The organism is Bradyrhizobium sp. UFLA05-112 (assembly GCF_053572325.1).
In genome coordinates this window covers 25408-49882 of record NZ_JBANBK010000053.1, presented here as the reverse complement: position 1 = coordinate 49882, position 24475 = coordinate 25408, and the positions used below count along the sequence as shown (strand labels likewise).

The 24475-nt window shown below is 61.2% G+C and carries 17 protein-coding genes and 1 pseudogene; 14 read left to right on the top strand and 4 right to left on the bottom strand.

Going from position 1 to position 24475, the window contains the following annotated elements:
- Positions 1-433 precede the first annotated feature (433 nt).
- The 11 genes and pseudogenes from SO180_RS27235 to SO180_RS27185 all read left to right on the top strand — a co-directional run bounded on the left by SO180_RS27235 (position 434) and on the right by SO180_RS27185 (position 11515).
- Positions 434-1384: a helix-turn-helix transcriptional regulator gene (locus SO180_RS27235; RefSeq protein ID WP_449381915.1), complete on the top strand. Its 951-nt coding sequence runs from the start codon at positions 434-436 to the stop codon at positions 1382-1384.
- A 46-nt stretch (positions 1385-1430) separates the two neighbouring features.
- Complete coding sequence (locus SO180_RS27230) at positions 1431-2381, top strand: helix-turn-helix transcriptional regulator (protein WP_449381914.1); 951 nt, start codon at positions 1431-1433, stop codon at positions 2379-2381.
- Between the two features lie 102 nt (positions 2382-2483).
- Positions 2484-2771: a hypothetical protein gene (locus SO180_RS27225; protein WP_449381913.1), complete on the top strand. Its 288-nt coding sequence runs from the start codon at positions 2484-2486 to the stop codon at positions 2769-2771.
- A 116-nt stretch (positions 2772-2887) separates the two neighbouring features.
- Positions 2888-4093, top strand: coding sequence for an NAD(P)/FAD-dependent oxidoreductase (locus tag SO180_RS27220; RefSeq protein WP_449381912.1), 1206 nt, complete (start codon positions 2888-2890; stop codon positions 4091-4093).
- 78 nt (positions 4094-4171) lie between these two features.
- Positions 4172-4963: an acetoacetate decarboxylase gene (locus tag SO180_RS27215; protein WP_449381911.1), complete on the top strand. Its 792-nt coding sequence runs from the start codon at positions 4172-4174 to the stop codon at positions 4961-4963.
- 31 nt (positions 4964-4994) lie between these two features.
- Positions 4995-6170: a DUF3734 domain-containing protein gene (locus SO180_RS27210; RefSeq protein ID WP_449381910.1), complete on the top strand. Its 1176-nt coding sequence runs from the start codon at positions 4995-4997 to the stop codon at positions 6168-6170.
- A 33-nt stretch (positions 6171-6203) separates the two neighbouring features.
- Positions 6204-7352, top strand: coding sequence for an HlyD family secretion protein (locus SO180_RS27205; RefSeq protein WP_449381909.1), 1149 nt, complete (start codon positions 6204-6206; stop codon positions 7350-7352).
- A gap of 35 nt (positions 7353-7387) precedes the next feature.
- Positions 7388-8998 carry a DHA2 family efflux MFS transporter permease subunit gene (locus SO180_RS27200; RefSeq protein WP_449381908.1) on the top strand — a complete coding sequence of 537 codons (1611 nt, stop codon included), beginning with the start codon at positions 7388-7390 and terminating at the stop codon, positions 8996-8998.
- Between the two features lie 40 nt (positions 8999-9038).
- Positions 9039-9821: a 3-hydroxybutyrate dehydrogenase gene (locus tag SO180_RS27195; RefSeq protein WP_449381907.1), complete on the top strand. Its 783-nt coding sequence runs from the start codon at positions 9039-9041 to the stop codon at positions 9819-9821.
- 54 nt (positions 9822-9875) lie between these two features.
- A pseudogene (locus SO180_RS27190) lies at positions 9876-10445 on the top strand (SDR family NAD(P)-dependent oxidoreductase); the annotation flags it as partial.
- A gap of 686 nt (positions 10446-11131) precedes the next feature.
- Complete coding sequence (locus SO180_RS27185) at positions 11132-11515, top strand: universal stress protein (RefSeq protein ID WP_449381906.1); 384 nt, start codon at positions 11132-11134, stop codon at positions 11513-11515.
- A gap of 1635 nt (positions 11516-13150) precedes the next feature.
- Here SO180_RS27185 and pyk read toward each other — a convergent pair.
- Positions 13151-14563 carry a pyruvate kinase gene (gene pyk / locus SO180_RS27180; protein WP_449381905.1) on the bottom strand — a complete coding sequence of 471 codons (1413 nt, stop codon included), beginning with the start codon at positions 14561-14563 and terminating at the stop codon, positions 13151-13153.
- Between the two features lie 452 nt (positions 14564-15015).
- On the opposite strand from pyk, the gene SO180_RS27175 reads away from it, so the two are divergent.
- Positions 15016-15855, top strand: a complete 840-nt coding sequence (locus tag SO180_RS27175; protein ID WP_449381904.1) for a universal stress protein — start codon at positions 15016-15018, stop codon at positions 15853-15855.
- 283 nt (positions 15856-16138) lie between these two features.
- Here SO180_RS27175 and SO180_RS27170 read toward each other — a convergent pair whose 3' ends face one another.
- Positions 16139-17116, bottom strand: a complete 978-nt coding sequence (locus SO180_RS27170) for a 1-phosphofructokinase family hexose kinase (RefSeq protein ID WP_449381903.1) — start codon at positions 17114-17116, stop codon at positions 16139-16141.
- A 64-nt stretch (positions 17117-17180) separates the two neighbouring features.
- Between SO180_RS27170 and glk the strand changes: the two genes are divergently transcribed.
- Together glk and SO180_RS27160 are read left to right on the top strand one after the other, a co-directional pair.
- Positions 17181-18125, top strand: a complete 945-nt coding sequence (gene glk, locus SO180_RS27165; RefSeq protein ID WP_449381902.1) for a glucokinase — start codon at positions 17181-17183, stop codon at positions 18123-18125.
- Positions 18126-18220: 95 nt separating this feature from the next.
- Positions 18221-21496 carry a beta-phosphoglucomutase family hydrolase gene (locus tag SO180_RS27160; RefSeq protein WP_449381901.1) on the top strand — a complete coding sequence of 1092 codons (3276 nt, stop codon included), beginning with the start codon at positions 18221-18223 and terminating at the stop codon, positions 21494-21496.
- Between the two features lie 90 nt (positions 21497-21586).
- On the opposite strand, the gene SO180_RS27155 is transcribed toward SO180_RS27160, so the two are convergent.
- Together SO180_RS27155 and SO180_RS27150 are read right to left on the bottom strand one after the other, a co-directional pair.
- The gene (locus SO180_RS27155) at positions 21587-22597 is read right to left on the bottom strand and encodes a hydroxyacid dehydrogenase (RefSeq protein WP_449381900.1); all 1011 of its coding nucleotides are present in this window, start codon (positions 22595-22597) and stop codon (positions 21587-21589) included.
- Positions 22598-22782: 185 nt separating this feature from the next.
- The gene (locus SO180_RS27150; RefSeq protein WP_449381899.1) at positions 22783-24294 is read right to left on the bottom strand and encodes an L-lactate permease; all 1512 of its coding nucleotides are present in this window, start codon (positions 24292-24294) and stop codon (positions 22783-22785) included.
- Positions 24295-24475: the final 181 nt, after the last annotated feature.

Sequence of the window (24475 nt, the reverse complement as noted above, 5' to 3'; positions counted from 1 at the left end):
GATCGCAGGACAGTATCGGAGGTGGATGGCTACCGTCCAGACTCGCTCGTGGAACGAGTGGCTGTGTTAGCCGCAGCCCGATCAATTCGCAACAGAACGATTTTCACAGTGATTCCAACGTAGTTTCGCTTTTTCGGCGAGGCTTCTCCAAATCACAGCTCGGTTCCATCGTGCGTTTGTGAATGCTAATGGCGCTTCCCCCCCGCATTGACCACGCCGTCAGCCGTGTACAGCGCTCGCCGAGGCTTTGAGCAGAATCCGGCAAAGCACCGCCGGTTTGGGAAAGAACCCGTAGTTCTCCGCGCCTAGAACACGCGCCGAAAGCTCGCGGCGCCCAGGCGCATCGATACAGGCTATACCAAGCGTCGGCTTCGCGCAGCCCGCAAGTCACGCCTGGCGACGCGAGTACTGGCCCCAACGCGAGTACCCCCTCATGAGCAAGCCGATCTCGCACGATCCTCTGCAGACTCCGCCGGCTACGCCCGTCGCGCGCCAAAACGACTTGCCGGTCTCCGACCGTCGCGCCGCCGACGCAGAGATGGCGCGTGTGCTCCACACCACGCCATTTCGCATGGCATTGGATGCCTCCGGCGCCGGGATAGCTCACTGGAAGCATGAACCATTGCACGACGTCGTCGAACCCATGAGCCACCATGTCGTCATGGCTTACAACGGCGTGACGCAGCACATGGAGCGGCGGTCGGGAAGATCGGTTGTGAGTGGAACGTTTCGTCCCGGGGTCGTGATCATCATTCCGGAAGGATCGAGCTCCCGATGGGATATCCCGAAGCCTGTTGATGTCGTGCAGCTTTATCTTCCTCACGCAACCCTGAAGCGCGTTGCCGACGAAGCCGCGACCGGCACGTCGACTGATCTCCTGGAGCGAACGGCACATCCCGACCCCATCACATCCCGATTGCTCCTTAGCGCGGCCGGCGTGCTGGAGAGCAATCGAGCACTGGATGCCCTGTTCAGGCATCAGCTGACAGACCTCCTGGCCACGCGCCTTCTGGCCGCCCACACCAGTTCGCCGACGACGCTGCAGCCGCCCGTGGGTGGGCTTTCGCCGAAGGTCCTGCACCGTGCGATCGAACGCTTGCGTTCGGACAGCGACGCGGATGTCTCCCTCGATGCCCTGGCTTCGGATGCCGGCCTGTCGCGTTTCCACTTCTGCCGCGCCTTCAAAGAGAGCACTGGGCTTTCGCCTCTTGCCTGGTTGCGGCAATACCGGCTCGAGCAGGCCATGAACCTGCTGCGCAACACCGACGCTTCGATCGTGTCGGTGGCGGTAGAGCTTGGCTATGCCTCCCAGACGGCTTTCGCCGCAGCGTTCAGGCGATTGACCGGGGAAACGCCGAGCGATTGGCGGCGACGCGTGCGCTAGCTCCTCCTGCAGTTGATGAAGTGCCTTCAGAAGCGAGGATAGCTCCATGAACAAGCCGATCCTGCACGATCCGCTGGAGGCTCTGCTCGTTGCCCCAGATGCGAGCCACAGCGACTCCCCGGTCGCCGAGCGACGCCGTGCCGACGTGGAGATGGCGCGCGTCCTCAAGACTGCACCGCTCCAGATGGCTTCCGACCCTTCCAACGGCGCCATCGCGCATTGGAAACATGGGGCTCTGCATGACGTGGTCGAGCCCATGACCGACCACGTGATCATGACTTACCCCACAGGCGTTCAGCGCCTGGAGCGGCGCACCGGGAAGTCGGTTGCGATTGGAACGGCGCGTTCCGGAGTTGTGACGATCATTCCGTCCGGTTCAAGCGCCAGATGGGATATTCCCGGCTTTGTCGATGTCATTCAATTCTATCTTCCACACGCGGCGCTCGAACGCATCGCCCGCGAGGCCAACGCGCCCGCTCCCGGCGATCTTCTCGAACGAACGGGGCATCCCGACCCCGTCGTATCCGGGTTGCTGATGAGTGCGGCGGAGGTGCTGGAGGGCAATGCAGCCCTGGATCTCCTGTTCAGGCAGCAACTGACCGATCTCCTGGCTACACGTATCCTGGCTGAGCACACCGGCGCGCCAACCACGTTCGAGCCGATCACGGGCGGGCTGTCTCCCCATGCTCTGCGACGCGCGGTCGAACGCCTGCGCTCGAACACCGATACTGACGTGTCGCTCGCTGCGCTCGCATCAGACGCCGGGCTCTCGCGCTTCCATTTCTGCCGCGCCTTCAAGGAAAGTACCGGGCTTTCGCCTCATGCCTGGCTGCGCCAGCAGCGGCTCGATCAAGCCATGAACATGCTGCGCGATACCGATGCGTCGATCGCGTCGGTGGCCGCACAGCTTGGTTATGCTTCCCAAACAGCGTTCGCCGCAGCGTTCAAGAAGTTGACCGGCGAAACGCCGAGCGATTGGCGACGGCGCATGCGGTAGCAGCAATCTCTATGCAGGCACCGCAATCGCGCTGGCGCAGCTGGAGCTCCGGTTCGGTAGATGATCAAGGTGCCCTACGCTCCCCATAGACGGAGACAAACGATGACCTCGAAGACCTTCGTCAGCCTCTTTGCAATCCCGCCGCGACGAAGACTCGTCGCAACGACAATCGTGTACGGACTTTCGTTGGCAGTTCGCTTCACCTCTGCAACCGGCGAGGAGGTGGAAATTCCACAGCAATCCCTGCAGAGGACGAACCCGGCGATGTCCATCGTAACCAACGATGACGTGCAGCTTCCCTATGCCAACTGGCGCGGTCCGAACGCCACCGAGCCGATTTTCTTTCGCCGCCGCTCCGCGGCATCGATGCCGAGCTGCCCCTCCCCCTAAGACCTGACGATTCCGTTTCACCTCTTCGCGTCGTCGTCGATCACAACGAGCCGCTACTTCGGGAGCGGCGGCAGCAACGCGCGTATGCCCGAAGACCAACAACAGGAGAATATCACATGCGACTTGTCATCATAGGCGCCGGCTTCGCCGGCATGTACGCTGCACTTTCCGCCGCCCGGCTGCGCGACATCCAGGGTGCTTCGCCCGACGAGCTCGAGATCGCGCTGGTTGCACCGGAGCCGACGCTGGTGGTTCGCCCGCGGCTCTACGAGCCGAAGCCGGAAACCCTGACGGCGCCTCTGCTGGATGTCCTCAAGTCCATCGACGTCGTCTACGTGCAAGGCAGTGCCGAAACGGTCGATACCAAGTCCCGAATGCTGCAGGTCGCTACTGCCAAGGGCCCGCGAAAGACGCTCTCCTATGACCGGCTGGTCGTGGCCACCGGCAGCCGGCTTTTCCGCCCGAATATTCCGGGCCTCGCCGAACACGGCTTCAGCGTTGACCAGCTCGACGAAGCGATTGCCCTCGACCGGCATCTGCACAGCCTGGCGGATCGGCCGGCAAGAAACGGACGCGACACCGTCGTCGTCGCCGGCGGCGGCTTCACCGGCATCGAAGCGGCGACGGAGATGCCCGCGCGGCTTCGTGCGATCCTCGGCAAGGATGCCAATCCGCGCGTGATCATCGTCGAACGTAACGGTGCGATCGCTCCCGATATGGGCGCTGGCCCTCGTCCCGTCATCGAGGATGCCCTGCGTAAACTCAGCGTAGAGACCCGGGTCGGCGCTGGCGTCACCTCGCTCGATGAAACCGGTGTCACGCTCTCAAATGGCGAACGCATCGAAGCGGAAACCGTAGTCTGGGCGGGAGGCATTCGCGCCGCGCCATTGACCCAACAGATCCCGGCCGAGCGCGACAATTTCGGACGTCTGCTGGTTGATCAGGATCTGCGTGTGACGTCGGTGTCTGGCGTCTTTGCCACCGGCGATGCCGCAAAGGCAGCGTGCGACGATGTCGGCAACTTTGCGCTGATGTCCTGCCAGCACGCTACCAGGATGGGCGCCTTCGCGGGCAACAATGCCGCTGCAGAGCTGTTGGGCGTCCCGACCAAGCCGTATCACCAGAAAGCCTACGTCACGTGCCTCGACCTCGGCGAAGCCGGCGCGCTCTTCACGCGGGGCTGGGAACGGAAAGTCGAGATCGTCGGCGAGGTTGCAAAGAAGACGAAGCACGAGATCAACACCGTGTGGATCTACCCGCCGCGGGCCGAGCGTGCCGCCGCGCTGGCGTCGGCCGATCCGGAGCACGTCACCGAAGTCTGAGGGCCTCACGCGATACGGCCGCGCTTCCCACGCAGAAGCGCGGCTCCCTCGCCATCGATCAAATTGGAGCTCATCACGATGAAACACGAGACCGTGCGCGCGAGCGCGTTCGCCATGCCGCTGACGAACCCGGCTTTTCCACCCGGCCCCTACCGCTTCATAAATCGCGAATACTTCATCATCCAGTACCGGACGGATCCCGAGGCGCTGCGCCGGATCGTACCGGCGCCGCTCGAGCTGGCCGAACCGGTCGTAAACTACGAGTTCATCCGCATGCCGGATTCGACCGGCTTTGGCGACTACACCGAAAGCGGCCAGGTCATCCCGGTTTCCTATCAAGGGCAGACCGGCAGCTTCACCCATCAGATGTTCCTCAATGATCATCCGCCCATCGCCGGCGGGCGTGAGCTGTGGGGCTTTCCCAAGAAGCTTGCGCAACCGAAGCTGGCGGTCGAGATCGATACCCTGGTTGGCACCTTGAACTACGGCTCGGTGCGCATCGCGACCGGCACCATGGGTTACAAGCACCGGGCCCTCGACATCGAAACCGAGGCCAGAAAACTCGCCGCGCCCAATTTCCTGCTCAAGATCATCCCACATGTCGACGGCTCGGCTCGCATCTGCGAGCTGGTCCGCTACCACCTCGAAGACATCACTGTGAAAGGCGCGTGGACCGGGCCAGCGGCGCTGGACCTGTATTCGCACGCCCTCGCCCCCGTCGCCGAACTGCCCGTCCTCCAAGTGCTGTCGGCCAAGCACCTCGTGGCCGACTTGACGCTCGGGCTTGGCACTGTCGTCCACGACTACCTGTCGCCCGCACAACGACGCGAATCCAGGTCCGAGATCCTTATCGAAGCGAACGCTGGCTGACCGGATCAGCCGCGATATCGGGAGATTGAAAATGCTGAAGGTGATGCGCGAGCAAATCAGCTGCGTGCCGCAAGCGTCCACGCCGCTGCCATATGACGTCGTCGCCCTGGTGCTGCAGGGTGGCGGAGCTCTGGGAGCCTATCAGGCCGGAGTGTATGAGGGCCTGCACGAAGCCGGTATCCGGCCGAACTGGTTGGCCGGCATTTCGATCGGCGCGCTCAATGCGGCGATCATTGCCGGATCGCCGGAAGATCAGCGAGTCGAGCGGCTACGCGAGTTCTGGGAGACCATCTGTGCATGGCCGGTGGGATGGCCCGCCGGCGAAGGGCTGGCCGATGCCCTCCCATTCGCGTTCGATATGCGCTCGTTGCACAATGCGATGGCAGCGATGAGGGCCTTATTCCAGGGGCAGCCCGGCTTCTTCAAGCCACGCTTCCCGTCGCCGTTCTGGTCGCCCTTTTCGGGTGATGCAGCGACCAGCTTCTACGACACCGCACCGTTGCAGCGGACGCTGGAGAAGCTCGTCGATTTCGATCGGCTGAACGCGGGCGAGGTGCGCGTCAGCGTCGGCGCGGTCAACGTCCGCACCGGCAACCTGACCTACTTTGACACGACCGAACGTAAGCTGGGGCCGAAGCATTTCATGGCTTCCGGCGCGTTGCCACCCGGCTTCCCTGCCGTCGAGATCGAAGGCGAACACTATTGGGATGGTGGCGTCGTCTGGAACACGCCGCTCTCACGCGTGCTGTCCAGCGAGCCGCGCGACACGCTGACATTCCAGGTCGATCTCTGGTCGGCCAGGGGGCGCGTTCCCAACGACATGATGGAGGTATCGAGCCGGCAGAAGGACATCCAATATTCGAGCCGTACGCGCGCCATCACGGACCAGGCGCTACGCATGCAGAAGATGCGTCAAGCGCTGCAGCGGACGATCCAGGCTTTGCCGGAACGCGCAAGGCAGGATCCGGAAATCCGCGCCATCGCGGACATGGCCCGCCATCGCTCCTACAACATCGTCCACCTCATCTATCAGTCCAAGATCTACGAGGGCCAGTCAAAGGACTACGAGTTCGGGCTGAACGCGATGCGCGCGCATTGGCAAAGCGGTCTGGACGATATCCGCCGCACGCTGGCCGACCCACGCCGCCTGGACCCGCCAGCTCCCGAGGTCGGCATCATCACACATGACGTCCACCGCCCCGATTGAAATCTAGCGTCCCACCCGACTTCGGAGAGAATCATGTCGACCCTTTCGTATGCTTCCGAGCAGGAAACGAAAACCAGCATTCGCCCGTCGCGTCAGGCGATCAGTCGCGCCGCGCTGGCATTCGCCGCCGCCCTCGGCGTCGCCGGGGCTGCCGCTTTCAGCCACTACTACATCACCACCGGCCGCTATCTGGAAACGACCGACGACGCCTACGTCAAGGCCGACTCCACCATCATTGCGCCGAAGGTTTCCGGTTACATCGCCGAAGTGCTGGTCGCCGACAATGAACCGGTGAAGGCTGGCCAGGTGCTGGCGCGCATCGACGATCGTGATTTCAAGACCGCGCTGAACCAGGCCAAGGCCGACATTGCGGCTTCGGAAGCCGCGGTCAAGAACCTCGACGCGCAGATCGAACTGCAGCAGCCCTTCATTCAGCAGCAGACGGCCGAGGTCGACGCGACCGAAGCCAATCTGAAATTCGCGCAGCAGGAGCGCGCCCGCTACGACGACCTCATGAAGTCGGGCTCGGGAACGATCCAACGCGCCCAACAGACTGACGCAGCGCTGCGCTCGCAGACTGCACAACTTCAGCAGGGCAAGGCGGGTTTGCTCGCAGCCAACAAGAAGGTCGAGGTGCTCTCGACCCAGCGCGCGCAAGCAGTCGCGCAACTCGACCGCGCACGTGCGGTCGAACACCAGGCTGCCCTGAATCTCTCCTATACGCAGATCACTGCGCCCGTCGACGGGACAGTCGGCGCGCGCACGCTGCGGGTCGGCCAATATGTTCAGGCCGGCACGCAGCTCATGGCGGTGGTGCCGCTGGATGCGGTCTACGTCGTCGCCAACTTTAAGGAAACTCAACTCACGCATGTGCGCAACGGACAGCCGGTCGAGCTACGGGTCGACAGCTTCCATTCGACCAGACTGAAGGGCCATGTCGACAGCCTGTCGCCGGCGAGCGGGCTCGAATTCGCCCTGCTGCCGCCGGACAACGCCACCGGCAATTTCACCAAGATCGTGCAGCGCGTGCCCGTGAAGATCGTGCTCGACGACCAGCACCTGAGCGGCCTCTTGCGTCCCGGAATGTCGGCGGAGCCGACGGTCAACACAAAATCGGCCGTCATCGCCGAGCGAGACGCCGAGAAACGGCTTGCCGCTCGTGGCGCCGAGCCCCGCACCTGAACAACGCACCTTCTCCTGCACGCGAGGAGACCGCCATGACGACACTGCAAACCGCCGTTAATGCCGTTCCTACCGGCCAAGGCCAATTATCGGCCGCGGCTCCCGCCGTCTCCGCAAGGACCTGGCTCGCGGTGATCGGTGCCACCCTGGGCGCCTTCATGGCGGTGCTCAACATCCAGATCGTCAATGCCTCACTTGCCGACATCCAGGGCGGCATCGGCGCAGGCATCGATGACGGCGGCTGGATCTCGACGTCTTATCTGATCGCAGAGATCGTGGTGATCCCGTTGAGCGGCTGGCTTGCTCAGGTGTTCTCGGTCCGCATCTATCTTCTCACCAACGCCTTCCTGTTTCTGGTGTTCTCGGCGGCCTGCGCGCTCGCGCAGGACCTGCCTCAGATGATCGTGCTGCGCACCTTACAAGGGTTTACCGGGGGTGTGCTGATCCCCATGGCGTTCACGCTCATCATCACGCTCCTGCCGAAGCCGAAGCAGCCGATCGGGCTGGCGATGTTCGCGATCTCCGCGACGTTCGCGCCAGCGATCGGTCCGACCATCGGCGGCTATCTCACCGAGAATTTCGGCTGGGAGTACGTCTTCTACGTCAACATTGCGCCCGGCGCGGTCATGATCGCCATGCTGTTCTTCTCGCTGGAAGCTGCGCCCATGAAGCTGTCGCAGCTTGCGGAAGGCGACTGGACTGGCATCATCACGATGGCGGTCGGGCTCGCCGCACTTCAGACCGTTCTGGAGGAGGGCAACAAGGACGACTGGTTCGGCTCGCCCTTCATCGTTCGGCTGGCCATCGTCGCCGCGGTTGCGTTGACGCTGTTTCTGGCCATCGAACTCACGGCAAATAAGCCGCTGCTCAACCTGCGAATTCTGTTCCGTCGTAATTTCGGCTTCGGCGTGCTCGCGAACTTTTTGCTCGGCGTATCGCTGTATGGCTCCGTCTACATCCTGCCGGTCTACCTGTCCCGCATCCAGGGCTACAACTCCGAGCAGATCGGCATGGTGCTCGCTTGGACCGGCCTGCCGCAGCTCCTGCTGATCCCGCTGGTGCCTCGCCTGATGAAGCGGTTCGATCCGCGCCTCGTCATCGGTATCGGCTTCGTGCTCTTCGGCGGATCCAACTTCTTGAACATCTACATGACCAACGACTACGCGGCTGATCAGCTTTTCTGGCCGAACGTCATCCGCGCGTTTGGTCAAGCCCTCGTCTTTGCTCCGCTCTCGGCGGTCGCCACCGGCGGAATCGAGGCCGAGAATGCCGGGTCCGCGTCCGCCTTGTTCAACATGATGCGCAACCTTGGAGGCGCGATCGGCATCGCTGCGCTTCAGACGCTGCTGACCAAGCGTGAGCAGTACCATTCCAACGTACTTTCGCAGTCGGTATCGATGTTCGAGCAGGCGACCCGCACCCGGCTCGATCAGCTCACGCAGTATTTCATGAGCCATGGCGTGATCGACCGTGCCGACGCCGCTCACCGCGCCTATGTCGCAATCGGCAAGGTCATCCAGAAGCAGGCGTTCATCCTCGGCTTCAGCGACACCTTCTATCTGCTCGGCGTCTCACAAATCGTCGCCCTGACTGCGGCGCTGATGCTCACCAAGCCCGACCGCCTCGACGCCGGCGGCGCCCACTGACCGTCTTTCTGTTGTGTCTCGAACATCGAAGGGAATCCCCATGTTGAAGGGAAAAGTAGCTATCGTCACCGGATCGACCAGTGGCATCGGACTGGGCATCGCGAAGGAATTGGCAAGGCTCGGCGTCGAGTTGGTGTTGAACGGCTTCGGCGACGCTGGCGAGATCGAGAAGATCCGCATCGGCATCGAACGCGAGCACGGCGCGCGCGTGGTCTACGACGGCGCCGATATGTCAAAGGGAGACGCGGTGCGCGGATTGATTGCCGCAACTGTCGAGAAATTCGGACGCCTCGACATCCTGGTGAACAATGCCGGCATCCAGTTCACCGCTCCGGTGGAGGAATTTCCAGCTGCGAAGTGGGATGCAATCCTGGCGATCAATCTGTCCGCAGCGTTCCACGGCATTGCCGCGGCGGTGCCCCAGATGAAAAAACAGGGTTGGGGACGGATCGTCAACATCGCTTCGACGCACGGTCTTGTCGCCTCGACTCACAAGGCCGCCTACGTTGCGGCCAAGCACGGGCTGGTTGGCCTGACCAAGGTGGTCGGCCTGGAAACCGCCGGCAGCGGTGTCACTTGCAACGCCGTCTGTCCCGGTTGGGTGCGAACGCCCCTGGTCGAAAAGCAGATCAGGGACATCGCCGCAGAAAGAGGCATCGATCAGAAGGAAGCGGCCAAGGAGCTTTTGGCCGAGAAGCAACCCTCTCTGGATTTCGTCTCTCCCTCGCAGCTTGGCGGCACCGTGGCTTTCCTCTGCTCGCCTGCGGCGGACCAGATCACGGGCACGGCAATCGCCGTCGATGGCGGCTGGACCGCACAGTAGCCAAGCGACACCGCACCGGCGCGCGCCGCTCCAACCGAAGACATTGAGGCCATCATGAATGCGGAGCAGAAAGTCGCTATCATCACCGGCGCGTCGCAGGGTATCGGCGAGGCCTTGGTCAAGGCATATCGCGATCGCAATTTTCGTGTCGTCGCGAATTCACGCTCGATCGGACAACCGTCTGATCCGGATATCCTTGCAGTTGCCGCGACATCGCCGATCCGACCACCGCGGAACGCATCGTGTCGCAGGCGATCCATCGCTTCGGCCGCGTCGACATTCTCGTCAACAACGCCGGCATCTTCGTCGCAAAGTCATTCACCGAATATACGGACGAAGACTATGCTCACCTGCTGAGGATCAATCTCGACGGTTTCTTCCATGTCACCCGGCGCGCAGCCAAGAACATGCTGAAGCGGGGATCCGGACGTATCGTGCAGATCACGACCAGCCTCGACGAACACGCGGTCAGCAGCGCGCCGTCGGCTCTGGCCGCCTCACGAAGGGCGGCTTGCACGCGGCAACGAAGTCGCTCGCAATCGAATATGCGAGCAAGGGCATTCGCGTCAACGCCGTGACGCCTGGCGCGCGGTCAAGACGCCGATGCATGCACCCGAAACGTACGACTTCCGACCTGCTGAATGTTCTAGTTCAACTTCCCTGCAGTTTCTATTGCGCTCGGCCGGCATATCGGGGCGATGAAACGAGTGGTGCGGGAAGATGGGACGGTGAGCCCTAGCGCATGCTCTACGACAAGCTGCCTACCGTAGATGATGACAAGGAGAGCGGTCGGTGAGTTCTCATCCAGGCAACTGACCATCTGCGCGGCAACTATCGTAGGCCGCCACGCTGATACTGGGTGATAATTATAACGCGGATGATGCAGTCCGAAATTGTTTCACCGCTACGCCGTACCTTCTGAAGCCGCTCCCACGTTTCCTCATTGATCGGTATCCGCCACTTACCGTTTGGTAAGCGTCGCCCGGTCTCGTCGGACGGAAACTCAGCCGCAATGAGGTCGCGACACTCGTCGGTGACGTCAATTTCCCGCATCGCTCTCGCGTATCGCCCGACCTACAACAATCGGCCAGTTAAATCGCAGCAATCTTTTCCGCGCCCTCAATCAACAATAGTGGTTCCAGTTACAGAAGAGGCCCTGCGTCTCGCCTCGAAATGACGCGATGAGCAACGCGTCAACATGTGACTCGCAGCACGATGGACCCATTGATGTATCGCAAGGCTTTATCCGAAACGCCGGCCCAAATTACCTTCGGAAGGCAGCCATACGTTCGGACAATCAGGAGTGAAACATGTACCGGCATATTCTCATTCCGACAGATGGGTCGGTGCTGGCGGAGCATGGGGTGGCGCACGGGTTGGCGTTGGCGAAGTTCGTTGGAGCCAAAGTATCCGTAATCAACGTTGTGGAACCGCTTTTTGCAGTGACAGGCGACTTTGCGAGCGTGTTGGATAACGCGGCAAATGCGGCCAAGAAGGCTGGCGTTCCCTGCGAGACAATTCAGGTGGAGAGTGGGCAACCGCATCAAGCCATCATCGCAACAGCCCAGGACAAAGACTGCGATCTCATTGTTATGTCATCGCATGGGCTCAGCGGACTTCCCATGCTCCTAATGGGCAGTGTGACAAACAAGGTGCTGACCTACACGAAAATACCCGTGCTGGTTTGTCACTGAATGTTGCAGACCGCCTGGGTCATTTCGGGACCGACCACGCCAGCGGCAAGTCCGGTGCGCTCGCTATGCCGCCGAAAGCGGAAGTGAGCTATATCATCCAGCTACGCAACAGCGAGAGGCTCCAACCACGTGTAGGATAGTTTTCCTGCGCATTTTTCAATTCGCAGAAGCTATAGCGCAAGCGCCGCTCCGAACCCTTCTGATTCCACTTCCAGAACCCGATCCCGCGCCCTTGCTTAATTTCCCGGCAAGCGGAAATGGCCGATCTTTAATTTGAGCGCCGGTCGGGCTTGCGGCAGGTATCGCGTATGACCCACCGTACAATGCCTGCTGCCGAGTATCGTTCGATTGCATCCGCATACAGGGCTCAAGCGAGGCAGGCCGGAATTTCTCGAAGGCGAGCCTCCCTTCTGACGAATATAAGCCGGACTTTCAGCGGCCTGGCGAGCCAGCTTGAAATGCTCGAAGCCGACGTGGCGGTGGAACAAAGGACGCTGCGATCCGGAGCGTAAATTGGAATGAGCGCGACGGCATCTTGATCACCTTGCCGCTCCTGCTGAAACCGGCAATTCTCGCCCCGGCTCTCATCCGGGTGATGCACTTCTTACCGTCGACGAGATGTGGATGCTGACGGGTGGCGGGCCGGCTGCAGCGACCCGCTGTCGGACCTTACATCTGTCGTCTCACACTTTCGAGAAATCGTTGCTTCTCGCCAGGCGCGTAACCTTGGGAAGCTCCGTAATACGGTTCATAGTAGTTATTGTACGGTGCTGCCCGGTAGTGGATCGGCGGGCGAGGCGGCGCGTAGATCATGCCCTGATTGGGACGAACATTAGCGTGCCGCCGGTGGGGATGCGCCGTAGCCGCATTCGCGGAACCACACAGGGTGACCAAAAGGCCTAACGCCAAGATGGAACGCATCGCTTGTCCTCCAATCGGCCATGCCGTCCAACAAAATAGCAGCTTCACGATTGGTCACACCTCTTCAGCCAAAGGTGCGTCGAGCAATAACTTAAGCACTGGCTACAGGGCGCGGCAGTTGATCCAAGTCAAAAGCGCGCCGGGCTAATGGCCTGCAGCCGGACAGAGTGGCGCGACCTGCCGTGTCGACGCGGCACACTATGATCGGTTCCGCGGCATAGACCGCTGGATGCGGGCCAGTGCCGCCGATTTGCACTTCCCTGCAGCATCTGCGGCAAGCTCGTTCAGGAACTTCAACAGCGCTAAAATCATAAACTTGTCGGCGCCCTTTGCTTCCCCGGGTCCGTCTCAGAACGTTCTTGTCATGTTTCACCAACCTCAGCGTGGGGCAATGGCCGCGCTTTCCGGCAGTCTAGGGAAAGCCGGCTTTTACGGAGGTCTGGCCAGCCGGGTCGCGGTAGCTGCTGGTCGTCGGGAGGAGCGCCATGGAGCGCATCTGGCTCAAGCACTACCCGCCGCGGATTCTCGACGGAGATCGACCCGTCGCGATCCGCATCGCTCGTTGCGATGCTCGAAGAACGCTTCGCCAAATATCGCGAGCACACTGCATTTATCTGCATGGACAAAGGGCTGACCTACGGCGAGACCGACGAGATGTCACGCGCTTTCGGGGCTTGGCTGCAGAGCAGAGGGGCTCTACCCGCTATCTCGGAATCAGGAAACCGAAACGACGCGCAGATTGTTGGTTGTCCCGCCCTCACCTAACGGTATTCCGGCCACGACCACCAAAGTATCGTCGGTGCTGGCGAACCCTTCCCGTTTCGCAAGCTCGGTCGCGCGGCTCACCATGTCTTCGTAGCTTTGCACGTGCTCGGAAAGCGCGCTGTGTGCACCCCACAAGAGGCAGAGACGACGGGACACTTCTACACTCGTCGTGGTGGCCAGGATCCGCACCCTGGGTCGCTTCCGAGCGACACGTGCGGCCGTTGTCCCGCTTGAGGTATAGGCGACGATGGCCGCCGCACGGATCGCCGACGCCAAGTCGGCCGCCGCCGCAGCAACCGCATGCGGCAGAGTCTGTTCCTCATCGGGCTGGGTTGCTTCGATGATCGAGCGATACATCTTGTGCTGTTCCGTGCTGCGGATGATGCGGTCCATCATTTCGACGGCTTCGCGCGGGTACTGGCCGGTGGCCGACTCCGCCGACAACATTACGGCATCCGCGCCGTCGTAGATTGCGGTTGCGACATCTGAAGCCTCGGCGCGTGTAGGCGTCGGGGCTGCCACCATGGAATCGAGCATTTGAGTCGCAACGATCACCGGCTTGACGGCCAGCCTGCAAGCACGCACCAGCTCCTTCTGACGACCAGGTACCTCCTCATGTGGAATCTCGACCCCAAGATCGCCGCGCGCGACCATGATCGCGTCCGACATCTGGATGATGTCATCGATCCGCTCGAGTGCAGCCGGTTTTTCGATCTTCGCCATGAGCCCTGCGCGTCCGCCGATCAGCGTTCGTGCTTCGATCATGTCCGACGGTTTCTGAACAAACGAAAGAGCCACCCAGTCCACGCCAAGACGCAAGCCGAATTCCAGATCGGCACGATCCTTGGCGGTGAGCGGCGACAGATTCAGAACCGTTCCGGGCAAATTGACGCCTTTGTGGTTCGAGATCGCTCCACCAACAATCACTTCGGCCTCGATGTCGTCATTGCTCAGGCTAGTCGCGCGAACGCGTACTCTGCCGTCGTCGATCAATAGATCGTCGCCAGGCGCAAGCGCTGCGAAGATTTCCGGGTGCGGCAACGGTATGGCTCGGCTATCCCCTTCCGATCCGGAGCGAACAAACCGGATGGAGTCGCCGGACCGGACCATGAGCTTCTGATCACGCAACGTGCCAATGCGGATTTTCGGGCCCTGAAGATCCATCAGAATGCCGATCGGTCGCTGCAGCTTCTGCTCGAGCGCGCGGATCGCGGCATGGACACTTGCATGATCTTCCTGGGTTCCGTGGCTGAAGTTGAGACGGAATGTGTCCACGCCTGCAACAAAGAGCTCCTTGAGCATCTCCGGCGAAGCGCTGGCGGGACCAACGGTTGCCACGATTTTTGCCCGTCGAAGACGCATAAGCGATTAATCCTTTATGCACACGACCCATTCCGGCACGATGACTGTTGCTCACATAAGCAAACTCACCCTTCATAGAAGCGAGATCGTCGCAACCGCGCCGCCAATGGAGGACTTTGAACCAGCTTCGTACGAAGGCGCGCGAATTTTCCTTCGCCCCTGACCCGATCAGGCTTTCTGATCGTCAGCAACGCCTTGCGCGCAGTTTCTGCAGACACTTCTAGCATTTTTATGCCGGGCTCGTACACTGCGGGTTGTGTAGATTGTTCGCTAGAGCGGTGCGGGATTCTGATCTGGAACGTCTCGCCATCCTATCTGTTACGTGTGGTTGGATCCACTAAGTGGGATCACCTGAAACAGGGAATAGGATTGCGAGGCAAAGGAAGCGACTTCCTTAACGGGCTTGCTGCGCAGGCGGCTAAACGCTCACCTCTTGAGGGGATTGCTGGCCAATGAAGGACATACTCGTTTTCCTTTCTCCTTCGGCGGGCAGAGATGATCTCTCTGGCGGCACGCGTTATGCGATCGGCCTGGCTCGCATGTACGGGGCGCGTCTGTCTGCATTGATCACGGAGATCGAGGCCGACCTCGCCGATTTGCCGCCTGAGCCGGACATCCGACAAGCCGGGAGCGCTCCCAGGAAGCAAACATCACGAACTGAACGGGCCGCACGAACGGCGGAGCTCGTTCAGTCCGCCCTGGCAGAGGCAAACGTACTGTGTGACATTCTACCAGCCGAAAGCCCGTCCATATCACTTCGCGAACGCGTCATCCATTGTACCCAGGTGCGTGATATTCTGATTATCGATGTGCGCGGACCACTCGATTCGCCCCGCAAAGACCTCGTCGAGGCAGCCCTGTTTGGCAGTGGTCGACCAATTGTCCTGGTGCCACCAGGCACCCTTGCACTCCCAGAAAGCCGGATTGTCATTGCGTGGGACGGGACACGCTCCGCGGTTCGTGCAGTTCACGATGCCTTGCCACTTCTCGTTGGAGCGCGCGAGGTGCTCGTCGTATCGGTCATTGATGACAAGCCGTTTTCGACGCCGCATTCTGGAGACGCACTCTGCCGCTATCTGGCGCGCTGGCAGGTTAATGCCAAGTTCAGTACCATCCACCGTGAGGCTCTGAACGTCGGCGCAACCCTTCTGGCCTATGCGCGGCAAGCAGACGCAGATCTGCTTGTGATGGGCGCATTCGCGCACGGATTCGAGCGCACCCTAATGCTCGGTAGCGCAACTCGAGATGTCTTCGAGGCCAGGATCGCAATTCCCGTACTCTTGTCGCACTAGCACCCCTTGGGTTGTCCGACGAATGCCCCTGCGCTGAAGAAGCCCGATATCGGCGTTGCGATGGGGCTCAAGGGCATCGAAGTCACCAAAGAGGCGGCGGACAACCTCGCCTCGATCACCGCGGCCGTAAAGAAGGCCGCACCGTCTACAACAACATTGAAACGGCGACCGCTTGGTCTGTCTTCATCCGGCTGTCCGGGCGGGCTCGGAGCGACTTGCGAGATCGACGCCACGCTGCCAAGCAGACTGACGTTCTCAAAGACATCCGCGCGCTTTCATCGCGCTACGTGGTTGCATCGATACGCGCGCGCTCGGCCACCACTTCAGCATGGAGACGCTCGACATCCTCCCGTCGGCACAATTGGGTGCCATGGGTCAGGACGGCCGCGGCTCCGGCGGCCATGCCGAGCATGAAGGCGTCCTCGACACTTTGTCGGCGCGCAAGCGCGAAAGTCATGGCCGCCACGAAGCTGTCGCCAGCCCCGACGGCGCTCACGGCCTTCACCTTGGGACCTCTCAGGCGCAACGTGCCGGAGGGATACGCGAGCAACGCACCATCGCGCCCCATGCTGACAGCAAGGTTTTCGACGGAGCCATTGGCCACCAAAGATGTCGCCGCCTCGACAAGTTCCTCGGCGGATTCAATCTTTCGGTGTGTCAGAATCTCGAACTCCCCGAAACTGGGCTTGGCGAGATAAATGCCCCCTGCCGATATCGCGGCGTGGAGTGCAGGCCCTGACGTGTCAAGGATCAGGCGTGCTCCCTTACGCCTCACAATGCGCGCCAGGCGGGCGTAAAAATCGATGGGAACCCCGGGCGGCAGGCTGCCGCTCGCGACGACATAGTCTGCATCGCATTCGCCAAGTTCGGATAGAGCCGATTGCCACTCCGCCTCGACAAGGGCCGAGCCCTCGCTTACGAAACGATACTCTAGCCCCGAAATCTCTTCCAAGACCGTGAAACTGATGCGAGTGCCGCCGGCTACCTCGATGCATTTTCCCGGCACGCCCAATTTCGCGACGAGTTCGTTCAAGACGAGTCCAGTTGCGCCGCCGGAAAGGTAGATAGCATAGGACCCAAGGCCCAGTTCCTTCAGCACGCGCGCGACATTGATGCCGCCACCCCCAGCGTCAGTGCGCTGTCCTACCGCTCGGTTCTTACGGATCGGTCTGATCTCGTTTGACTTGAACGCGAGATCGATGGTCGGGCTCAGCGTCAGCGTAACGATCGGCTTTGAGGCTATCTCCGGCTGCTGTATCATGGCGTAAGCCTTCTCGCCTGGGGATAGAAAGGTTGAAAGTTATCACCGTTGGAGGCTGAGAGCCATGCGGCTAGTCGGCGACATTGGTGGAACCAACGCAAGGTTTGCGATTGCAGAGCCGGGCAAGTGTCCCCGCGACGTACGCAAGCTCCCTGCTGCTCAATATCCCAATCTCGCTGACGCAGCAGAGGACTATCTGTCTCGTGCTCCGAAGGTGGAAGATGCGGTGCTTGCGGTAGCCGGTCCCGTATTGGGTGATGATGTCTGGTTCAGCAACAGCACTTGGCGATTCTCGATCGAGGATGTGCGCCGGCGACTCCGCTTGCGCAAGCTGATCGTCATCAACGATCTCGTCGCCCAAGCATTGTCCTTTGCTGCGTTGCAGCCCGATGAGATCGGCGCGGTGAAATCGGGAACCCGCAATCCGGAGCACCCTAGCCTGGTGATTGGACCCGGAACCGGCCTCGGAGTCGCTTTTCTGCTGAACAATGCGGGTACGTTTGTCGGCCTCCCGAGCGAGGCCGGACATGCAACATTCGCCCCGACGGACCGCCTGCAGGCGGAAATCCAGTCGCGTCTTCAGGATCAACATGCACATGTGTCAGTTGAGCGGTTGCTGTCAGGATCGGGACTGTTGTCGATCGCGACGGCTTTGGCCGAGATCAACGGGCAGATCATCGACGTTCAGGATCCAAGAGACGTTTCGGCGCGCGCTGCAGCAGGTCAGTGCCCCACCTGTCGTGAGGCAATAAGGATCTTCTCATCCATCCTCGGTTCTACGGCGGGCAGCCTCGCGCTGACCCTTCTGACCAGCGGCGGAGTCGTCATCACTGGCGGACTATGCCGCGGGCTGCGGCCACTATGGGATGTGGAAGCATTGACCGGAGCTTTCGTCGCAAAGGGACGGTTCAGCTCATACCTGGACGGGATACCGATCGATCAGATCTTGCGTCCTCACGCAGGTCTACTCGGCGCGGCACGGTACGTAGAGCGAAGCCGCTCCATTTGAGCTGAGCCAGAACGGGCGCGCGACGAAACTCAAGCTGAACGGCTATTGAGGGACCTGTGATGTCTTCACAAACAAGCCCGATGCCGAGCCCAGGGATGTCTCGCATTGCCGGTCTTATTCCGTCGCGATTTGATGCCGCAGCCTTCGATCTTGATGGCGTGATTACGGATACCGCGCGCATCCATTTCCAGGCGTGGCAGCAAACCTTCGATGCCTTTTTCGAAGGCGCCACCCGCCGCACCGGCGTTAGCTTTGCGCCACTCACGCTCCAGGATTATCACAGCTACATCGACGGGCGTCCCCGCGAGGAGGCTATTCGTGCCTTTCTGTCCGCTCGAGTTATGGAGATAGCGGAAGGCGGCGAAGCGGACGGCCCCGAAGCCGAAACCGTCCACGGCCTCGCCAAGCGAAAGGACGGGCTGTTTCTGGAGCGGATGCGCAGCAAGGGGGTAGACATCTATCCGTCCACGCTGGCGCTGATACGGCGTCTACGCGCCCTCGGCCTCAGTACGGCGGTGGTTTCGGCGAGCCGAAACTGCCGAGAGGTTCTGCAAGCCACGCGACTCGACCGGCTGTTCGATGCTCGCGTCGACGGACAGGATGCCGCGGCGTCGGGGCTGCGAGGGAAGCCAGCGCCGGACACGTTTCTTGAGGCGGCGCGACGCCTCGGGACCTCGCCCGAGCGCACCGTCGTCATCGAGGACGCGATTGCCGGAGTGGCCGCGGGACGCGCCGGCGGCTTCGGCCTTGTCATCGGCATCGACCGGACCGGCCATGGGACGGCCCTGAAAGACGCCGGCGCCGATATCGTTGTCGCCGACCTCAACCAGATCGATTTGGAATGGGAGGATGGGCTGGCACGGCGGCGCACGACTCGGCTGGATGTGCATCGGCTCGACCCGTTCATCGCGCAACCAGGGACAGAGACCTGCCATCCGGCAGCACAGGCTAGACCGGACCCGTGGCTGTTTGCCCATGAGGGTTTCGATCCTTCCTTGGAAGGCCGTCGCGAAACCCTGTTCGCCGTCGGCAACGGGTACTTCGTGACTCGCGGAGCGGCTGCCGAGGCACGCGCTGATGATCTGTATTATCCCGGCACGTATCTTGCCGGCGCCTACAACCGGCTCACGACGCTGATCGATGGCCGTCCGATCGAGAACGAGGACCTGGTCAACCTCCCCAACTGGCTGCCACTGACGTTCCGAATCGATGAAGGAGAATGGTTCGACCTGCGTCGCATCGAAATCCTTGGGTATCGGCTAACGCTCGATCTGCGCCGCGGCCTTTACTTGCGAACTTTGCGGGTACGCGACGCGCACGGGCGGGAAACCAGCCTCGCCGAGCGCCGGTTCGTGCACATGGACGCCCAGCACCTCGCCGGCCAGCATGTCACCATCACTTCGGAGAACTGGTCGGGCCGGCTCACGGTGCGCGCCATGCTGGATGGCGACGTCGCCAATACCGGCGTGCTGCGCTACAAAGCGTTTGCAAGCAGGAATCTGCGCGTGTGCGACGCGACCACCATTGCACCCTGCTCCATGCTGCTCCAGGTCGAGACGACGCAGTCGAAACTGCGGATCGCGCAGGCCGCGCGGATTGAGGTAAGCGTACGCGGTCTCGATGTCGCCGTCGACAAGCGCCCGATCAAGGAAGCCGCACGTGTTGGCTACGACGTCATGCTTGACGTCATGCCGGGCGTCAGCACTGAAATCGAGAAGATCATCGCGCTGTATACCTCCAGAGATCGCGCCATCGCGGATCCAGAAACTGCGGCGCGCACTGCGATCGTGCGGGCCGACGGCTTTGATGCACTTCTGAAAACCCATGAACGTGCCTGGGCATACCTGTGGGAGCGCACTGATCTTGATCTGCTCGATGTCGGCAGCGACGAAGCGGAGGAGACGCATTTGGCTGTGCGCCTGCACCTCTTCCATCTGCTCCAGACAGCTTCCAGTCACAGCATGGAGCTGGACGCCGGCATCCCTGCCCGCGGCTGGCATGGCGAGGGATATCGCGGCCACATTTTCTGGGACGAGCTATTCATCTTCCCATTATTGAGCTTGCACCTGCCGATCCTCGCTCGTGCGCTGCTGCTCTACCGCTACCGGCGCCTCGACGAAGCACGATGGGCCGCCCGGCAAGCTGGATTCCGCGGTGCAATGTACCCGTGGCAGAGCGGCAGCGATGGGCGCGAAGAAACCGACGTCATGTACTTCAACCCTCGTTCCGGCAACTGGATCAAGGACGACACGCATCTTCAGCGCCATGTTGGCGCGGCGGTTGCCTACAATGTCTGGCAGTACTACCAAGCGACCGACGATGCCGATTTCCTTTACTCCTTCGGCGCCGAGTTGATGTTCGAGATCGCCCGCTTCTGGGGCAGCATCGCGCAATGGGACGAAGCACGCGGCCGCTACGATATTCGCGGCGTCATGGGCCCGGACGAATTCCACGACGGCTATCCTGATCGCGATGCGCCGGGCTTGGACAACAACGCATACACCAATGTCATGGCGGCTTGGTGCATAACGCGCGCGCTCGACCTCTTTGAACTGTTGCCGCAAGGACGCTGCGAGGAGCTGTGTCGGGACCTGCGGATCGAGCAGGAGGAACTCGCACATTTGGAACATGTCAGCTGCAAGCTTTACCTGCCATTCCATAACGATGGCATTCTCAGCCAGTTTGAGGGCTATGAGGCTCTGCAGGAGTTCGACTGGAATACTTATCGGCACAAGTATCCAAGCATCATGCGCCTCGATCTGATCCTCGAGGCAGAGAACGACACGCCCAATCGCTACAAGCTCTCCAAGCAGGCCGACGTCCTGATGTTGTTCTATGTGTTTTCTGCAGAAGAACTGGCGGAGCTCTTCGACCGTCTCGGCTATGCCTTCGATCCTGGTACGATCCCCAGAACCATCGACTACTATTTGCGGCGCAGCTCGCACGGCTCCACCTTAAGCGCAATTGCGCATGCCTGGGTATTAGCGCGCTCCTGCCGGCAGCGCGCCTGGTCGCTGTTCACGGAGGCTCTGCAAAGCGACATCAGCGACGTTCAAGGAGGAACCACGCGCGAAGGCATCCATCTTGGCGCCATGGCTGGCACGATCGACCTATTGCAACGCTGCTTCACAGGGCTGGAGCTGCGCGGAGACGAACTACATTTCCATCCGGCACTGCCGGATGAATTGCGTCGGCTTGCTTTTCGGCTCCGCTATCGCCAGCACACGCTTAGCGTGGACATAACTCAGGATGCACTAACGCTGTCGAGTGATCCCAGTGGGGCGGAACCGATCTCTATCGCGGTCGGCGACCGTCATGTCGTCCTCCGCCCGGGCGAGCGCACCAGCCTGACGCTCGTTCGTCCCTCGTGACCACACGGGCACTAGCTCGGCAGCCCGTTGTGGGCGTCCTGAACAACGAAGATCCTGGTTTGAGAAGTGAAATCGCCTGCAACGAGAACCTCAATGCCCCGATACAACGTTCTGAGGCGTCCCCCGCGCAAATGCCTCGATGTTAGAAAGTGTCGTCGCGACGATTCGCTCCAGTGCCGCCTCGGTGTTGTAGGCATTGTGCGGCGTACAAATCACATTCGGAAAGCGCAGCAACACGTGGTTTGCTACTAGCGCTTTGAAATCGTCGGCGTCCGGGGCCGCCTCCTGGTGGAAGATCGCCGCCTCTTCACGGATCAAGGGTTCCTGCGGCAGGACATCGAGGCCAGCGCCGCGAAGCCTTCCATCAGCCAGCGCCCGCACCAGCGCTTCAACGTCAACGATGTGGCCGCGTGCGGTATTGATCAGGATTGCACCCGGCTTCATGCGGGAGAACTCACGATCCGAGAGCAAGCGAGCGGTGCCAGACGTTGCAGGCACGTGCAGCGTTACGACGTCGGAATCGGACAATAGCTTGTCAAGGTTGGTGTAGGTGAACTTGAGCCGGGTAGCGGCCGCTTCGTCCGGTCGGAGATCATAAGCAAGAACATTCATGCCGAAACCGCATGCGATTTCGATCACACGGAGCCCGATCCGGCCGGTGCCGACTACGCCGATCACCCCGTCGCGGAGCTCAAAGCCCCGCAGCCCTGTCTGCGTGAACCGCCCGCGTCGCGTCTGCTCCACCGACTCCACGAGTTTGCGCGCAACGCCCAACAGCAGAGCGAAAACGTGCTCGGCCACTGTCGAGTCGCCGTAGTCAGGCACGTTCGACACAGTGATGGCGTGCGTGGCGCAGTAATTGAGATCGATGTGATCGTATCCGGTCGATCGCGTCGCAATCAGTCTTAGCTTCGGAAATTGTGAGAGGGCCGATGCGTCCAACCGCGAATTGACGAATGGGCTGGCAACCTCGGCGTCGGAGAACTCAGCCGCGTTCCGCTTGTCGAGCGGTTCAGCAATGCATCGTACGCGATGGTGTGGCTCAAGGCGCAGGAAGGCTGGTCGCTCCCATTCCTCGGTTTCAAATACGACGATGTTCATGGTGGCCTCCCGGGTCTGAGCACGGGTTCGCAGCGCCGATGAGCTTATACGGTCCTATCCCATGCAGCCTCACATTGATGGCAGGATTCGGTCAACGCGCCGGCTTCTGATAGGACAGAGCTGCTGAGACATTTTCCTTCGAGATGGTGGGCTAAAGCATACGATGTGTACCCTCCGGTCGTCTCTCAACCTCCAAATGGGAACCACCGCACAAGCGTCAGCGCCAGAGCGCCCCCGAGCGCCAGGCATCCAAGACAAACTGGTCCCGTCTTTCTCAGCACATCGCCTTCGCGTCCTTGCAGGCCGACCGTCGCGGCGCCTGTGATGATGTTGTGCAGCGCCGCGCAATTGCCGACGGCAGCTCCGAATCCTTGGGCGGAGACTAGCGCGAGCATCGGCAAGCCGAGCCTGGCGGCCGCCGCCTGCTGAAGATCCGTCAGGAGGATGTTGGAGACGGTTGTCGAGCCTGTGATGAAGGAGCCGATGGCCCCAACTGAAGGAGCAAGCAGCGGCCAGGCCTGACCGGTCCGCGTGGCTGTCTCCGCCAGCGCCTCAATCATGCCCGCATGGACCATCAGCCGGGCTATAGCGAGCATCGCGAATAAGGCAACTGCAACGGGAACTAGCCGTCGAACGGCAGTGGTGACGGCACCGGCCAGATCGTCAGTCTTGCACCCCTGTAAGAGCCCTCCGAGCAGAAATCCTGCGAGCAGCATGGTCCCGGGATGATAGAGGGGCTCTACGCGACCGCCGAACGGTCCAGGCAACCCCCATTCGAGCACAATGTGCCGGAGCGCATCGCGGATCTGCGGAACGAGTCGCGTCACGAGGATTAAACCAACCAGGACGGCATATGGCAGACCAGCAATGGCAAGCGATCTCGCGTCTAGGCTTTTAGATTGCTGTGCGTGCACCCGCCTGAGCACAAAAGCAAATACCGATCCGCCGGCAAGGGCGCCGCCGAGCGTCGGCAGCTCTGGTCCCACCCAAATGGCCAAGGCCAGGTAAGGCAGCAGGAAACAAATGGCGGCGACGATCGCCCATGCCACATATTTCGCCTGGAAACGTCCTGTGCCCGCGATGAACACGATCGAAAGCACCAGCAATGGCGCCAGGCTCGCGTGCAGCAATGCCGTCGGCGGCGCGATGCTGTTGCCGCTAACGCCTGACACGTCGGTCTGCGCGAAGATCGGAGTGCCGAGCGCGCCAAAAGAAGTGCCTGTGACATGACCAATAAGCGGTAACGCGACCGCCACGACGGGCGTGAAGCCGAGGCTGACCAGCAGAGGCGCAGCCAGAGCTATCGGCGTGCCGAACCCCGCCGCCCCTTCCATGAATGGCGCGAAGAACCAAGCGATGATGAGAGCAAGCAAGGTCTTGTCCGAGGACAGGCTCATCAGTCCCGTCCGGATAGCATCGATCGCGCCCGAACGCTGCTGCAGCTCATAGAGAGACAAGGCCGGCAGGATGATCCACAGGATGTCAACGGCCGAGAAAATGGCCTCCGCGCCGGTTCCGATGAGCGTTCCGGCGAGGCCTTGCTCAGCATAGATACTCGTTCCTAAGCCAAAGAATCCGATTGCGCCAGCCGTGGCCGCCACGAGTCCGACCAGTCCCGCGTTCGCGGCCGACCACCGCAATACGGCCATGAGAAGAACGATCAGGGCGAGCGGAGCAATCGCGACCAAAGCTGCCATTCAACTTCCCGTGGACTTGATTTGGCTCAAACCCCAACCAAACGTTACCATGCGCCGACCTTTCGCAGAACCAGGCCACCTGATTGCGATTGCAAAAAATCGCCTGCATACGCGAAAGATTCCTAAGCGATGCGATAGCTCTTGAAACGGTAGCCGGGACCAGGTGTCCGGATCGCACAGG

Coding starts and splice junctions, on each gene's coding strand:
- SO180_RS27225 (WP_449381913.1), top strand. CDS start 2,484: ATGACCTCGAAGACCTTCGTCAGCCTCTTTGCAATCCCGCCGCGACGA.
- SO180_RS27195 (WP_449381907.1), top strand. CDS start 9,039: ATGTTGAAGGGAAAAGTAGCTATCGTCACCGGATCGACCAGTGGCATC.
- SO180_RS27150 (WP_449381899.1), bottom strand. CDS start 24,294: ATGGCAGCTTTGGTCGCGATTGCTCCGCTCGCCCTGATCGTTCTTCTC.
- SO180_RS27210 (WP_449381910.1), top strand. CDS start 4,995: ATGCTGAAGGTGATGCGCGAGCAAATCAGCTGCGTGCCGCAAGCGTCC.
- SO180_RS27220 (WP_449381912.1), top strand. CDS start 2,888: ATGCGACTTGTCATCATAGGCGCCGGCTTCGCCGGCATGTACGCTGCA.
- SO180_RS27160 (WP_449381901.1), top strand. CDS start 18,221: ATGTCTCGCATTGCCGGTCTTATTCCGTCGCGATTTGATGCCGCAGCC.
- pyk (WP_449381905.1), bottom strand. CDS start 14,563: ATGCGTCTTCGACGGGCAAAAATCGTGGCAACCGTTGGTCCCGCCAGC.
- SO180_RS27205 (WP_449381909.1), top strand. CDS start 6,204: ATGTCGACCCTTTCGTATGCTTCCGAGCAGGAAACGAAAACCAGCATT.
- SO180_RS27170 (WP_449381903.1), bottom strand. CDS start 17,116: ATGATACAGCAGCCGGAGATAGCCTCAAAGCCGATCGTTACGCTGACG.
- glk (WP_449381902.1), top strand. CDS start 17,181: ATGCGGCTAGTCGGCGACATTGGTGGAACCAACGCAAGGTTTGCGATT.
- SO180_RS27230 (WP_449381914.1), top strand. CDS start 1,431: ATGAACAAGCCGATCCTGCACGATCCGCTGGAGGCTCTGCTCGTTGCC.
- SO180_RS27215 (WP_449381911.1), top strand. CDS start 4,172: ATGAAACACGAGACCGTGCGCGCGAGCGCGTTCGCCATGCCGCTGACG.
- SO180_RS27235 (WP_449381915.1), top strand. CDS start 434: ATGAGCAAGCCGATCTCGCACGATCCTCTGCAGACTCCGCCGGCTACG.
- SO180_RS27155 (WP_449381900.1), bottom strand. CDS start 22,597: ATGAACATCGTCGTATTTGAAACCGAGGAATGGGAGCGACCAGCCTTC.
- SO180_RS27200 (WP_449381908.1), top strand. CDS start 7,388: ATGACGACACTGCAAACCGCCGTTAATGCCGTTCCTACCGGCCAAGGC.
- SO180_RS27185 (WP_449381906.1), top strand. CDS start 11,132: ATGTACCGGCATATTCTCATTCCGACAGATGGGTCGGTGCTGGCGGAG.
- SO180_RS27175 (WP_449381904.1), top strand. CDS start 15,016: ATGAAGGACATACTCGTTTTCCTTTCTCCTTCGGCGGGCAGAGATGAT.